General features: G+C 58.4%; 12 protein-coding genes and 2 pseudogenes. 9 read left to right on the forward strand and 5 right to left on the reverse strand.

From position 1 onward, the window contains the following. Window positions 1-4 precede the first annotated feature (4 nt). Window positions 5-1,492 (forward strand): NAD-dependent succinate-semialdehyde dehydrogenase, encoded by a 1,488-nt coding sequence (locus tag CO671_RS22630; protein WP_097607817.1) that lies wholly within the window; start codon window positions 5-7, stop codon window positions 1,490-1,492. Between the two features lie 765 nt (window positions 1,493-2,257). Here the strand turns inward: CO671_RS22630 and CO671_RS22640 are convergent. Further along, window positions 2,258-3,364, reverse strand: coding sequence for an NAD(P)-dependent alcohol dehydrogenase (locus CO671_RS22640; RefSeq protein ID WP_097607818.1), 1,107 nt, complete (start codon window positions 3,362-3,364; stop codon window positions 2,258-2,260). A gap of 667 nt (window positions 3,365-4,031) precedes the next feature. Here CO671_RS22640 and CO671_RS22645 point away from each other — a divergent pair. From CO671_RS22645 to CO671_RS33815, 8 genes are all read left to right on the forward strand, one after another. Further along, window positions 4,032-5,120 (forward strand): ABC transporter substrate-binding protein, encoded by a 1,089-nt coding sequence (locus CO671_RS22645; protein WP_004129668.1) that lies wholly within the window; start codon window positions 4,032-4,034, stop codon window positions 5,118-5,120. A 56-nt stretch (window positions 5,121-5,176) separates the two neighbouring features. Continuing rightward, window positions 5,177-6,703, forward strand: coding sequence for a sugar ABC transporter ATP-binding protein (locus CO671_RS22650; protein ID WP_170965031.1), 1,527 nt, complete (start codon window positions 5,177-5,179; stop codon window positions 6,701-6,703). Between the two features lie 9 nt (window positions 6,704-6,712). Then, window positions 6,713-7,654, forward strand: coding sequence for an ABC transporter permease (locus CO671_RS22655; protein WP_004129665.1), 942 nt, complete (start codon window positions 6,713-6,715; stop codon window positions 7,652-7,654). 5 nt (window positions 7,655-7,659) lie between these two features. Next, entirely contained in the window at window positions 7,660-8,658 is a 999-nt protein-coding gene (locus CO671_RS22660) for an ABC transporter permease (RefSeq protein WP_004129662.1), read from the forward strand. Window positions 8,659-8,720: 62 nt separating this feature from the next. Next, window positions 8,721-9,821, forward strand: coding sequence for an NAD(P)-dependent alcohol dehydrogenase (locus CO671_RS22665; RefSeq protein WP_097607820.1), 1,101 nt, complete (start codon window positions 8,721-8,723; stop codon window positions 9,819-9,821). 11 nt (window positions 9,822-9,832) lie between these two features. Continuing rightward, the gene (locus CO671_RS22670) at window positions 9,833-10,144 is read left to right on the forward strand and encodes a putative quinol monooxygenase (protein ID WP_015341900.1); all 312 of its coding nucleotides are present in this window, start codon (window positions 9,833-9,835) and stop codon (window positions 10,142-10,144) included. Window positions 10,145-10,219: 75 nt separating this feature from the next. Continuing rightward, a complete protein-coding gene (locus CO671_RS22675) occupies window positions 10,220-11,482 on the forward strand; it encodes an NAD(P)/FAD-dependent oxidoreductase (protein WP_097607821.1) in 1,263 nt (420 codons plus the stop codon). A 414-nt stretch (window positions 11,483-11,896) separates the two neighbouring features. Beyond that, window positions 11,897-12,196 (forward strand): hypothetical protein, encoded by a 300-nt coding sequence (locus CO671_RS33815; RefSeq protein ID WP_170965032.1) that lies wholly within the window; start codon window positions 11,897-11,899, stop codon window positions 12,194-12,196. Between the two features lie 8 nt (window positions 12,197-12,204). Here CO671_RS33815 and CO671_RS22685 read toward each other — a convergent pair. The 4 genes and pseudogenes from CO671_RS22685 to ribB all read right to left on the reverse strand — a co-directional run. Then, window positions 12,205-12,449: pseudogene (locus tag CO671_RS22685) on the reverse strand (DDE-type integrase/transposase/recombinase); the annotation flags it as partial. After that, a complete protein-coding gene (locus CO671_RS22690; protein ID WP_245425017.1) occupies window positions 12,443-13,423 on the reverse strand; it encodes an AraC family transcriptional regulator in 981 nt (326 codons plus the stop codon). The gene CO671_RS22690 and the pseudogene CO671_RS22685, both read right to left, overlap by 7 nt. A gap of 263 nt (window positions 13,424-13,686) precedes the next feature. Then, window positions 13,687-13,770, reverse strand: a pseudogene (locus CO671_RS33820) (IS6 family transposase); the annotation flags it as partial. A 6-nt stretch (window positions 13,771-13,776) separates the two neighbouring features. Next, complete coding sequence (gene ribB, locus CO671_RS22700) at window positions 13,777-14,580, reverse strand: 3,4-dihydroxy-2-butanone-4-phosphate synthase (protein WP_097607823.1); 804 nt, start codon at window positions 14,578-14,580, stop codon at window positions 13,777-13,779. Window positions 14,581-14,592 lie beyond the last annotated feature (12 nt).

Here is a 14,592-nt window from a genome sequence, read left to right on the forward strand (position 1 = left end):
ATCAATGGCTATCTCCACCGCTCTACTGGATCGCCTGAAAGACCCCTCCCTGGTACGCGAGGAAATGCTGGTAGGAGGCGACTGGCGAAGAGAGGGCGCGAGCGGCAAGACGATCCAGGTCCACAATCCCTCGACTGGGGACGTGATTGCGAGCCTCCCGAGCGCAGGACTCCAGGACGTCCGCGAAGCCATCGACGTCGCCAAACTCGCCCAGAAAAAGTGGGCCGCACGATCGGGCAAGGAACGTGCCGGCGTCATGCGGAAGTTCTTCGACCTCGTCACGGCCAACACCGAGGACCTCGCGATCATCCTGACGTCCGAGATGGGCAAGCCTCTGGCCGAGGCACGCGGCGAGATCGCCTACGGCGCTTCCTACATTGAATGGTTCGGGGAAGAAGCCAAGCGTGTTTACGGGGACACCATTCCGGGGCATCAGGCCGACAAGCGCCTAATAGTCATCAAACAGCCCGTCGGCGTGGTGGCGGCCATCGCGCCCTGGAACTTTCCTTCCGCCATGGTCTGCCGCAAGATCGCCCCGGCGCTGGCATCCGGCTGCGCCATCATCTTCAAGCCGGCCGCCGAAACCCCATTGTCGGCCCTTGCTCTTGCCATCCTCGCTGAGCGTGCGGGAATACCCGGCGGCCTGTTCAGCGTCCTGCCGACAGACAACGCCCGGATGTTCGGTGAAGAAGTCTGCTCGAACCCCGTCGTCAAGAAGCTGACCTTCACAGGGTCTACCGAGGTCGGGCGCATCCTGATGGCGCAGGGCGCACAAAAGATCATGAAGCTCAGCCTCGAACTCGGCGGCAACGCTCCCTTCATCGTCTTCGACGATGCCGACCTCGACGAGGCCGTGGAAGGAGCGATGCTGTCCAAGTTCCGCAATGCCGGCCAGACCTGCGTTTGCGCCAACCGTCTCTACGTCCAGAGCGGGGTTTACGACCGCTTCATTGAAAAACTGGCGGCGCGGGTTTCCGCGCTCAAGGTCCTTGACGGGTTCGAGGATGGAGCCACCATCGGTCCGCTGATCAACGAGGATGCAGTAGCGAAGCTCTACAGCCACATCGATGACGCTGTCGGTAAGGGTGCGAAGGTCGTTGTCGGCGGCGCAAGGGACGAGCGTGGTGGAACCTTCGTCCAGCCGACGCTTCTCTCGGAAGCCACAAAGGAAATGAAGGTCGCACGAGAGGAGACCTTTGCGCCGCTCGCCCCGGTCTTCAGGTTCGAAACGACAGACGAGGTCATTGAACTGGCCAACGACACCGAGTTCGGTCTCGCTGCCTACTTCTACGCCAACGACCTTCGAAATGTCTGGAAGGTTACGGAGGCCCTGGAGTACGGGATGGTCGGCGTCAACACCGGCCTGATCTCGACGGAGGTCGCACCGTTCGGCGGCGTCAAGCAGTCGGGGTTCGGCCGCGAGGGCTCAAAATACGGCATGGATGACTTCCTTTCGATGAAATACGTCTGCATGGGCGGCATACAGTCGTAGTCCAACGGTTGGTGGCGCGTCTTAACGCTCGCCACCCGCAATGTTTGAGCTGGTCACGGAGGCCCGATGACACATTCTGCAGTAGGCGGGGAAACTCTTGGTCAAGACCGCGCCGACAGCCTTCAAAAAGAGGCGGTCGACCGCGAGCAGGACCCGGCCGATCACGCTGCCCAGGCGAACGTGGAGGGCAGAACGGCAATGGAACGTCGGAACGTGCGGAGAGAGGCAGGCGCTAGACTCACCTTTGTGCTGGGTCTGTCTGCCTAAGGCTCGCGTTGACGCAACGTCTGATGACCCATCTCGATAGTTTCGTAGGTATTTTTCGACGGGACGAGGACAGCGCGCCACCGGCCACTCGCTGGCAAGATCATCACCGGTTGTCTGGCATTTTCCTGGTGGCACCTTGACGCAAGGCGCACGTGTCGGGACGCTCGTGCCTGCCGGCCCCAGTGCTCTTATGACTCAAGGGCAGCATCAGTTGAACCTCACTTCACATTTGCAGATTCTGCAATGGCTTGCGGCCGGCAACTGCCGCAAGGCCCTGATGCGGCGGTCACAGATCGCCGAGAAATTGCGCCGTCGCAGACTAATATTTTGACCTGGAAGAGCCCACTATCGTTACCGCGACTTGGTCGCGTTGCAATGATGAAACGGTGTTGCGCCTCACAACTGCGTTCCAGAGTGTCCGGGCGAGACCGTGACGACCACGGCCCGCCGGACGTTGCCTTGGGAGGCTGACTTCTGGACAATCTTCGTGACGAGAGCTTAGTGCTTCATGCGCAGGATTGGCTTGATGACCTTGCCGCTCTCGGAATCGGCCATTGCCTCGTTGATCTGGTTGAGATCGTAGAACTGGACGAGCTTGTCGAACGGGAACCGTCCCTGCTGCCAGTATTCGATGAGCTCGGGTATGAATTTGGAGGGAATGCTCTGGCCTTCGACCACACCGACGAGCGTACGGCCGAACAGAAAGTTGCCGATATCGACGATCCCTTCCGTTCCGAGCGCGGACGATCCGACCAGTCCACAGGTTCCTGGGGTGCCGAGGCAATCGACCGCCTGGCGAAACACCTTCGGCGAGCTCGTGCATTCGAGACTGAAGTCTGCGCCTTCGGGAATAATTTCCCTGATTGCCTTGACGCTATCCCCATTGCGGGCGTTTATGATGTGGGTTGCACCCAGTTCAATCGCCAGTTCGAGACGTTCATCGTTAAGGTCGATCACGATGATGGTCGAGCATCCGGCGATCTTCGCCGCCATTATGGCTGCCATGCCGACCGCACCCGCGCCGAACACTGCAATGGAAGATCCCGGTTGGGGCTTGAGGCAGTTGAGAACCGCTCCGGCGCCCGTTTGCAGCCCGCAGCCCAGCGGTCCCATGAGTTCGAGCGGAACATCTTTGGAAACCTTGACCGCATTGCGCTCGCTGGCGATGGCGTAGGTGGCGAAAGAAGACTGCTCGAAGAAGCACCCGCTGATCTGGGTACCGTGTGAATCATGTAGCGGGCAACTGCCATCCGGCCGGGTGCCACGGAAATTTCTGCCGAAAAAGTCTTCACAATAAAAAGGCGTGCCTCCCCGGCACTTCTCGCATTTCCCGCAATATGCGTAGCTTAGAGCCACGTGGTCACCGGGCGAAAGCCCTTTTACATCGGCCCCGACCACTTCCACGACGCCGGAGCCTTCATGGCCGAGAACCACGGGCTGGGGTACGTCATATCCTTGGTCGCGAACAACCATGTCGGTGTGGCAGACACCGCTCGCCACGATCCGGACGAGGATTTCGTCGGGGCGAGGTTGATCGATCCCGATGCACTCCAGAACAAGAGGCTTTGCCTTTTCGCGCGAAATTGCAGCGTATGCTTCTTTCATAAAATGACTCCTTAAGTGCGCGCTCGGCCGGTGGGTGACACTTGTAGGCGTTAGCAGACAATCAGTCAATTATCTTCAGTGAACGAAAATGCTCGCTGAGGCCAATGCCAACGCGCTACACGGACATGTAAAGAAACAAAGCGATGTAATATCAATTGCTTCCTCAGGGTATGCGGCCGATCTAGATCTTGGCCCGAATTGTTGGCTGTCTTAAAACTGGAATTTGCTTGACAGATTGACTGAGTCTGACGTGACGTTCATCGAACGCTCCGGCTGACGGTAGTGCCCGTATTTCCTGCGCCTCGCAGCCTCATTTTCCGGGCAATGGTAGCGATAATGGCGCCAAACTTCCTTTTCATGAACCTCGCCGGCGAGGCGCGGTCTCCTCTGTTTCCTGTTGCGCGCTCGTGGGGTGAGGTGACGGACGGTTGCTTTGTCTTATTGCTATATCGAACCGAGCCGCAATAAAAGAATAACTAAATCAGCGTGATAACACAGACGACACGTCGAAAATCCGAAATTCAAGATACTTTATTGACAGATTGTCTGCTTATTCATAATGATGCGATCTGCCGTTTGGGGAGAATTCGGCGATGGCTGGAAGATAACGGCGCTCCAGGTCGCAGACAAAATGGCCGCGTTGGGTGGCAAGAGGAGGAGAATTCTGATGAAAAGACGTACATTCCTGCAGACGGGCAGTGCCTTGATTGCAGCGGGCGCGTTCGGAATACCGGGCATCCTGCGGGCAGACGATACTATCGCCCTGCTGCCCGACACTTGGCCGTCCGAAGGGGAAAACCCCGTCGTCGAAGCTGGTAAGTTCGCCAAGGCAGGTCCCTGGAAGATCGGTCACAGCCACTATGGCCTGGCCGGTTCAACGCACACCTATCAGACCGCGTTCGAAGCCGAATACGAGATTAGCAGGAACAAGGCCCGTGTCGCAGACTATCAATTCCGAAGCGCCGACCTCAACGCCTCAAAACAGGTCGCCGACATCGAAGATCTGATCGCACAAAAAGTCGATGCAATCATCATTGCGCCGCTTACAACAGGCTCGGCCGTGGAAGGCATCAGGAAGGCAAAGGCCGCCGGCATTCCGACGGTCGTCTATCTCGGTCGCGTCGACACCGAGGATTTCACGGTGCAGGTCCAGGGCGACGACTTCTACTTCGGTCGGGTGATGGCTCAGTTCCTGGTCGACAAACTAGGCAACAAGGGAAAAGTGTGGGTGCTGCGCGGCGTCGCCGGGCATCCGATTGATGCTGATCGTTACGCCGGGGCGATGGAAGTCTTCAGCAAGTCCGGTCTCCAAATCACCTCAACCCAGCACGGCAGCTGGTCCTACGAGGACTCAAAGAAGATCGCCGAAAGCCTCTATCTCTCTGATCCCGATGTCGCCGGGGTCTGGACTGACGGCGCAAATATGTCGCTCGGGGTCCTGGACGCGCTGCAGGAAGCCGGGGCTTCCACCATTCCACCGATCACGGGAGAAGCCCTGAACGGATGGATGCGTCGTTGGAATGATGAAAAGCTCTCTTCGATTGGGCCCATTTGCCCTCCGGCTCTTTCGACGGCAGCCCTGCGTGCGTCCTTCGCGCTTCTCGAAGGCAAGCCGATCCAGCGCAACTGGACCAACCGGCCCAAGCCGATCGTCGACGAAAATCTTGCACAGTTTTACCGCTCCGATCTCACGGACGCTTACTGGGCTCCGACAGAAATGCCGAATGAGAAGCTGCTCGAGTACTTCAAGGCCTGACGCATGGAGGGCGCGGACAAAGCGCGCCCTCTTCACCCTCGCAGATGGAAGTGTTCATGAGTATGCTTGTCGAGATGGTCAGCATCAACAAGTCCTTTGGTGCGACCAAAGTCCTGTCGAATGTTCAATTTTCGCTTGAACGCGGCTCCGTCCACGCGTTGATGGGCGAGAACGGGGCAGGAAAATCCACGCTGATGCGAATTCTGGCCGGCGTCTATCAACAGACCGCTGGACGCATCCGTCTGCGAGGAGAAGAGGTGACCTTCCGGTCCCCCAAGGAAGCGCGTCTCGCCGGGGTGTCAACAGTGTTTCAGGAGTTCACCCTGATCCCCAATCTCACGGTCGCCGAAAACATGTTTCTCGGACACGAACCGCGGCGTGCCGATGGGTCGATAGACACCGCCGAGGTCGTCGAGCGATCCCGCAAGCTGCTTGCCGACGTTTTCCCTCAACTGGACGCGATGGCGATTGTGGAAACGCTGACGGTTGCCCAGCAGCAGGCAGTGGAAATCGCCAAAGGCCTGACATCCAATGCCGATGTCTTCATTTTCGATGAACCGACCGCGGCACTAAACTCAACGGACGTCGCTCATCTCTTCAAGGTCATCCGCGATCTGAAGGCGCAAAACAAGGCTGTCGTCTACATCTCGCATCGGATGAACGAGGTGTTCGAACTGTGCGACACCATCACCGTCATGAAGGACGGGGCTTGGGTAAAGACAGCCAGGGCAGGCGACTTTAATCTCCAAACGCTCGTGGCAACCATGGTTGGACGCGAACTTCAGAGTTTCTTTCCGCCGAGGGCACAGGCCATTGGATCGCCGATGCTCGTCGTGGCAGGGCTTCGTCTCAATGACCATGGCCCGCCAGTCGGTTTTTCCGTACGCACGGGCGAGATCATCGGGCTCGCCGGGCTGGAGGGCCAGGGGCAGCGTGAAATCATGCGTGCGGTCGTCGGGGTCGAACCCGCCGCAGCTGCGAGCGTCCAGCGTCGCCGCGACGACAGCATGATCGATGTGAACGTATCCTCAGGCTTTTCGAGTGCCATCTCAGCGGGCATTGGTTTCATTCCTGAAGACCGCAAGCAGGAAGGCCTGTTTCTTCGGCTTCCGATCTACGACAACATCGCACTTGGCAAGCAATTGAACCGGAACATGGCGAGCGTTGCATGGCGTTCCATCTCCAGGGTTCACGATGTCATAAAGTCGCTCCGTGTTGCGGCTGCCGACCCCGCCTCGCCCGTCGGCAAACTTTCGGGCGGAAACCAGCAAAAGGTGCTTCTGTGCCGCTGGCTGCTTTCGGGGGTCGATATCCTTGTCATCGAGGAGCCGACACGGGGCGTCGATGTCGGCGCGAAAGCGGAAATCTACAAGCTGCTTCGCGATTTTGCCGATCGTGGCGGTGCAGTGATCGTCTCGTCGCGCGAGCACGCCGAACTGATCGGGCTGTGTGACAACATCCTGGTCGTTCACGACAAAAAGATCGTCGGGCAGATGCCCGCGCTCGATGCCACAGAGGAAACCATCCTGGGAACCGCACTAGGTTCGAACTTCGCGCACGATCCGCGCGCCGCTGTTCATTGAGGAGGATACATGAATACCATCGCAAACTTCCTGAAGACTCCTTACCGGGCGGGTGCGATCCGGCTGTCGATCGGGACGCTATTCGTGCTGGTGGTCGCCTCGGTCATCCTGCTTCCAGAATTTCTGGCGCCGGAGAATCTGTCGAACCTGCTGGCCCAATCTACTGTTCTTGTCATTTCTGCGCTCGGCCAGACCTTTGTGATCCTGACGGGCGGCCTGGACGTTTCCGTTGGTTCGATCATCAGCGTGACGACCACGATCATGACACTCGACATGCCAGAGGTTGTCCGTGTCGTGCTTTGCATTGCGGTTGCGATCGCATTCGGACTGGCCAACGGATACGGCGTAGCCAGGCTTAACGTCCACCCGATCATCATGACCCTGGCAACCATGGGGATCGGCCAGGGACTGGCGCTTATCATTCTCCCGATCCCCGGCGGGAAGGTGCCTGATTGGCTGTCGGCGTCAGTCGCGGGTTCGGTCGGGCCCGTGCCGAACTCGCTGCTCTGGCTGATCGCCGCCACCGTCGTTGCTGCCTGGATGCTTTATCGCAGGCCGTTTGGCCTTTACCTGTTCGCTTCGGGGGGTAACGATTTCAATGCCCGCATGAATGGCGTCCCGGTCGAGCGCACAGTCATCAAAGCCTACATCCTGTCGGCGCTATTTGCTTGTGCTGCCGGGATGTTCCTCGCGGGCCGCCTTGCCTCAGGCGATCCCAAGGGGGGTGCCACCTTCGGAATTGAATCCGTTACCGCAGCAGCGCTCGGGGGTGTTCACCTAGCTGGCGGTATCGGTAGCATCCTCGGCACTGTCGCCGGCGCGGCTATCCTCGGCATCGTCAACAACGTGATGAACCTCGCCAACGTCTCGGCATTCCTCCAGTCGGTCGTGAAGGGCCTTCTGCTGCTGGCACTCGTCGTTTCGCAGCGTCGCAAAACGATCGGACTTTGAAAGAGATGGACCTCTCGATGACCACAGCAGATGCGAAAATTGAGACGCCATCCCGCACTCTCACCGCCAAGCGCACACTTTCCTGGGTGCTCGGCTTGCCCCCGGCATATTACGTGCTCGCAATCCTGATCGCTTTGGCCCCCGCGGTAAGTGCGACGCTGATCAATCCGAACTATTGGTTCGTGATCCTGAAACAGTCAGCGCCGCTCGGGATCGCGGTGCTGGCGCAATCTCTTGTCATGCGGGTGCGTTCGATTGATCTCTCGGTCAGTGGCGTGTTTGCTTTTTCGATCTATCTCGCCAGCTCCGGGCTCCTCAACAGTTACCCGCCCTTCGTCACGGTCCTGATGACGATCGTCATCGGCCTTGCCGTCGGTCTGATCAACGGCGCCCTCGTGGCCTATGTCCGCGCCTCCGCGGTCATCGCGACGCTGAGCGTATCGGCGATCCTCATCGGGATCGTCCAGTTCATGAGTTCCGGCCGTGCACCGGGTTCGACACCAAGCTGGCTTCGCGTCCTGACGAGCGGGAACATCTACGGCCTGTCTTACTCCGTTATCGTCTGGATCGGGATTTCCGTGGTCGTCGCACTAGCGTTCCGCTTCCTGATCCTCGGGCGCTACTTCCGCGCTGTCGGCGACAATCCGAGGGCGGCGGAGATAACAGGCATACCTCTGGCTCGAACGATTTTTGTCTCGCATACGCTGGCGGGCACGCTGACGGGCATCGCCGCCCTGGTTCAGGTGTCTGCGCTGGCCGTTGGAACGATCAAGCCCGGCTTCGACACCTTCATGAACGCTCTCGCCGCGACGATTCTCGGTGGGGTGACGTTCGGCGTCGACCGCGGCGGCGTCGCGGGGCCTTTCGTGGCGGTCGTCGCCTTCAGTTTCCTATTTGCGATGTTGACCGTGTTCGGCATCCAGGAGCCCGGCAAGCTTATCGTCCAGGGCGGGATCATCGCTCTTGCGGCGATCATTTACGGCGCACGCGTCGGTCGCGTCTAGCCCGCACAGGATGCCATACAGGTCATTCCCGGTGTCAACGCGGGAGAATGCAGGAGAAAAGCATGGTGAAGATAACGGCGGCTGTGGCCGTAAAACCGAAAGCTCCGCTGGAGTTTCGTGAACTTGAGCTGGCGGATCCCGAAGGCAATGAAATTCTTGTGCGAACGGTCGCGACGGGCATCTGCCATACGGACCTGTTGCTCCGTGATGGGATTTTTGGGCCTCCCGCCCCGGTCATACCGGGACATGAAGGTGTTGGCATCGTCGAAGCCATCGGGGCGGACGTCCAGGGTTTAAGGGTGGGCGACCACGTTGCGCTCAGCCAGAGTTCATGTGGCTTCTGCGGCGATTGCCGGCGCTCTCACCCGATGAACTGCCAGAACTACACCCAGTACAATCTGACGGGGCTTCGTCCGAACGGCAAAAAGGCCTTGCTTTGTGATGAAGTCGGCATCGGCAGCAACTTTGTCGGCCAGTCATCCTTCGCGACCCACATCCTGGCGACTGAGAACAACGCCGCGCAGCTTCCCAAGGATTTCGACCTGACGAATGCGGCCCCGCTCGGTTGCGGCATGGCAACGGGGGCAGGTACCGTCATCAACGCCATGAAGCCGGAGATCGGACAAACCATTGCCGTGTTCGGCGCCGGAGCAGTGGGCATGGCTGCGGTGATGGCCGCCAAGGTCCGGCGGTGCAGCAAGATCATCATCATCGACCTGAACGAGCAGCGTTTGGCGATGGCCAAGACGTTGGGCGCGACCCATGCTATCAACGGCAGGGACCCAGACGTCGTGGAGCAGATCCACGCCTTGACGGGCGGCGGTGCCGATTTTGCGATCGATGCCGTGGGTATCATTCCCGTCATCCTGAATACGATCAAATGCACGCGGGCAGGGGGCCATGCCGTCCTCCTCGGGCTCGACGCGCTCGGCAAGGATATTCCAATCCCGCTGGACCTCATGGTCTTCAACCGGAAAATTCAGGGTGCCATTCTCGGAGACCAGATCCCCCAGCTCTTCATTCCCCAACTGGTCGAGCTGAACCAGGCCGGCCTATTCCCGTTCCAGAAGCTGGTCACAAAGTATCCGTTCGAGAAAATCAACGAGGCCATCGCCGATGCCGAAGCTGGCCGCGTGATCAAGCCCGTCATCGTCTTCAATTAGGAGCTTCCCACATGCCATCGAGCAAGTCCGACGAACAGCATCTCATTGTTGAGTTTAAAACATCGACGCGTAACCGGGACCGTGTCAACACACTGCTCCAGGAGTTTGTCGGCCCTGCCCGCGAGGAAGAGGGCTGCCTCTACTACAATCTCTACCAGCGCTCCGACGAGCCGAATACGTTCTTCATTCTCGATGGTTGGGCAAACGAGGAGGCAGCCGCGCGTCACGGAGAATCTCCGAACGTCAAGCGTGTTCTCGAACCGTTGCTACCGTTGCTGGTAAGCCCCCCTTCCATCATTGTGAGCAGTCGCATCAGCGACTGAGCTTGCGATTGTGCAACACCGGAAGACGCGCTTGATCCGAGGCGGGTTTTTTCCAAAGGCTCGCGGGAGGACGAAATGGAGCATCGAGTTGTCATCGTGGGAGGTGGTTTCGCCGGCCTCCAATTGGCCAAGGATCTCAAATGTCCAAACCTCTCGATCACGATCATCGACAGACGCAATCATCACCTGTTCCAGCCGCTGCTCTATCAGGTCGCCACGACCGTCCTGGCGACCTCCGAGATTGCCTGGCCCATTCGCGCAGTATTTCGTGGAAGGAAAGATGTCACGACGCTTCTTGGCGAGGTCGTGGGCGTCGATGTCGAGAAGCGGCTCGTCTCGCTCAAGGGCGGCCATGCCATTCCCTACGATACCCTTGTTCTCGCAACGGGGGCCCGTCACGCGTATTTCGGCCGGGATGAATGGGAGCCCTTCGCGCCCGGACTGAAGGCGTTGGAAGACGCCACCACGATCCGCCGTCGCCTTCTCCTGGCGTTCGAAAAAGCGGAGCTGGAAACCGATCCCCAAGCGCGGGCGGGCCTGCTGACCTTCTCGATAATCGGCGCCGGGCCGACAGGCGTCGAAATGGCCGGGATCATCGCCGAACTGGCTCGAAGGACGCTTGTCGAGGAATTCAGAAACATCGATACGACTTCGGCGCGCATTCTTCTTGTAGAGGCAGGGCCTCGTATTCTGCCTGTTTTTCATGAGGCGTTATCGCAATACGCCGAGCGATCCCTTGCGTCGATGGGCGTCGAGGTTCGCACGGGAAGGCCCGTGACCGACTGCACCGAGGAAGGCATATTGATTGGGGACGAGTTTGTCCCGAGCCGCACGGTCATATGGGCGGCGGGCGTGCAAGCATCCAAGGCAGCCGTGTGGGTGGGGGCGGAGACCGATCGAGCGGGGCGTGCTATCGTGCAGCCCGACCTCACGGTCTTCGAACACCCGGACATCTTCGTTGTCGGCGATACCGCTAGCGTTAAGACCGGCGACGGAATGCTGGTTCCTGGTATCGCGCCCGCCGCAAAGCAGCAGGGAAAATACGTCGCCCAAATGATCAAGGCCCGCCTCAACCAGCGCTCAGCGCCGCCTGCCTTCAAGTACAGGCATCTTGGCAATCTTGCGACCATAGGACCAAGCTCCGCGGTGATCGATTTCGGCAGGCTGCGGCTCAAGGGCACCATCGCCTGGTGGATCTGGGGCCTTGCCCACATCTACTTTTTGATCGGAACAAGGAGCCGTATGGCGGTCGCGCTAAGCTGGCTTTGGGCATTTACCTCCGGCCACCACTCTGCTCGCCTCATTACCCAGAAGGAGACGCTTAAGGACGAGGTCTAGCCGCAGGGGCTGCAAACGATATTCTTCAGCTTAGAACCCAGCTTGTACAGCCGGCGGTCAAAGTCAATGCCCCGTCTGCCGATCACGACCGCTCTGAAGCGCAACCCAGAGCCGATTGGCCGGTGGTCAGTTGAGTTCAAGCAAGGAATTTTGGCCTTCCCGTCTATGAGTATCAACTAAATTCCTAACGCCTCGATCGAGTACGAGATGGTAGTTCGACAATGACAACATGGAACCTTTGTCCTCTCCAGATGGCATCCTTGCGATGGCTGGCACGAGGGAAGACGATTGCTGTGATTTCCCAAATAGAGGGCAGGAGAGTAGACGATATCGAGCGCTGCTTGAACGATGCCTTGTTGCTGCTCGGAGTGGAGACCCTCGACGACGCTTTTCGAAAAATCGAAATAGCTCGCTGTGACCGAACTTAAAGCGATTTTAGCATGCGCATTGACGGTATTTGGAATTGCCCGAGGGCGATTGTTCCATAATGTTGATTACCTGATTTTAGATAAGTCTTTTGAATTATTGGATAAAAGTGGATTTTATTTTGCGCCCAATGGCGTGAAATTGACGGGCCGCCTCGTCCCTCACATCGAAACATCAAATTCCGTGAGGTTTATGCTTCGGCCTCGAGCGCATGCTTCACGCGCACAATCAGCAGCGCCACGGAAACAATCACGATTGGAATGGAAACAAGCATCAGCAGCGGGCTGATGTGCGGCCCGCATGGCCGCCTTGGTATGGCGGTGGCTATGTCTGAGCACCTCCAGAACAAATCCTGATCTACGGCACGCCAGAGCCAATGCTTCTTGCCACGGATCGAAACAACGGCCTCATCCAGATGCCACTTGTCGCCGATCCGACCGGAACTGCGGCGGCGAATGTCGTTGGCAAAAGGTACGACCAATTTCCCTGCCCACAGGCGGATCGACTGGTGCGAGACAATGATCCCCCGAGCGCCTATGATATACGCAATGTTTCCGAGGGAAGTACTCCATAGCGCTTGCGATAGTCCGCAGAAAACCTGCCTTTATTTACGAAGCCCCATTTCAGAGCGACCTGCGTGACCGAGAGGCTAGGCTCGCCTGTCATCAGTTCCTGATGCACTGATTCCAACCGTAGGTGCTGCAGAAATGCCAGAGGGGTCGTATTTCGGAAGTTGCGAAAACCGTTCTGAAGAGTGCGTCGGCTTACGCCACAAGCCGTTGCGATTTCCTCAAGAGATAGCGGCCGAGCAATATTGGCACGCATATAGTCGACCGCCCGCTTAACGGCCTTGGGTAAGGGTGGTTCAGCAGCGCGGCATAACTCAGGTGAGTAGCGATGCTGCGCAGCTTCGATCAAAAGCTCCATCGTCGTTTCGGTGAGGTGACTAAGTGCTATCGGTGATTGTTGGAGGATTCCGTCTCGTAATCCAGCATACAGCACTGGTACAAGTTGCACCAAAAGAGAGCCGAACCCGACCGACAGGTCGATTTCTGGCGAAAAATTAAGGCTGCCTCTTATTGGCGTATTGAGCCGACGTCCTAAGCGGCGCGTCAGTTCATCGTGGGCGATCCTAAGACCTAAATGTTTCGTGGGCCCAATGAACTGGATTGTACTCGCCGACATGCTGTTCACGAAAACGCCACGCCTTCCCTCTGACGGGATTTGTCTGCCGTCCACGGTAACGACCGATTGGCCATATAGTGGAAGCATGACTATGTTTGCCTCCGCCGGTCCCCGGTGCTGGACCGTGAGGTCGCCCTCGTAGTGCGCGGCAATAACTGCAATCGGGCCATTGGCGATCGCATGTATATCGTAGGCGATCGTCTTAGCGCCCTCTATATGCACTGGTGATTGCGGGGAAAGCCTGGAAAGCGCTTCCGCGAGTTCCTCGCTGCAGGTGCCTTTGAGCGAGAAATGGTCAATCTTAGAGGGGGACACTCTCAAACTCTCCATTCATCACTTCCTTCACGAAACGGTATCCGAGCATGAGGTCCGCCTATCGCCATCGAGGGGCGGTTGTGGAACAGGTGGGCAATCCCGTCATGGATGGAGCCGAAGCGCTACACCCGGCATGAACACTCGGTTTGCAGCATCGTAGGATCGAAGCTTGTTGATGGCGAAGGTACGACCAAATTTCTCTGCCCACAGGCGGATCGTCTAGTGCGAGACAATGCAGGACCGGCCAGATGTCCTTGACCATCCGCAGGCGCAAAAGCGAAACGGAAAGAAAGCCACACCGCCTGGGCAATAATTTCAGTAGGAAAGCGGTGGCGGCGATAAAGTGGATCACGGTTTGTCATGCCCAATCATCGGACAGCGAACCCAAGGTCCGTTCCCCCCGTCGGCACCTTCAAAACGCGCTTTTCTTCTGGTGTATCGGAGGCCACCAACGCAGGAGTTCCGCTCTCCCTCTGCGGGCAGGTGGAACGTCTGCTCGTCAGATACGAAACATTGGACATCGCCATCGCCGCGGCTGCGTGATCGACACGAAGGCCGCTTTCGTCGATCTCGCGGCAATATTCGATCAGGGCTTCGATGGTCACCATGAGGAGGCCATGTCGCTCGGCGAATTCACTGAGCTCCGGAAGACGCGCCATAGTGCCGTCGTCGTTGGCGATTTCGCAGATGACACCCGCTGGCTCGAGCCCGGCCAGCCGAGCCAAATCCACCGCGGCTTCCGTATGGCCGGGGCGTCCGAGAACACCAGATGGGTTTGCCCTCAGAGGCAGTATGTGGCCTGGCCGGGACAGGTCCTCCGGCATCGTCGATGCGTCGGCGAGCGCCCTGATGGTCTTGGCGCGGTCTTCTGCGGAAATCCCGGTCGATACGCCTTGCATCAGGTCCACCGAGACAGTGAACGCTGTCTGCATGGAATCCGAGTTACGCTCCACCATGAGGGGGATATCCAGTTCGTCTAGCCGGTCCCCGGTCATCGGAACGCAGATCAGGCCGCGCGCATAACGCATCATGAAGGCAACATGATCGTTCGTCACCTTGTCCGCGGCAACCAGGATGTCGCCTTCGTTTTCCCGGTTTTCGTCGTCCACGACGATGATCATCTCTCCGGCGGCGATTGCTTTAACCGCGCTCTCGATGGAAGCAAACTTCATGGTCTTCTCCTT

Source organism: Rhizobium sp. M10 (genome assembly GCF_002531955.1).
Taxonomy (GTDB): Bacteria; Pseudomonadota; Alphaproteobacteria; order Rhizobiales; family Rhizobiaceae; genus Rhizobium; species Rhizobium etli_C.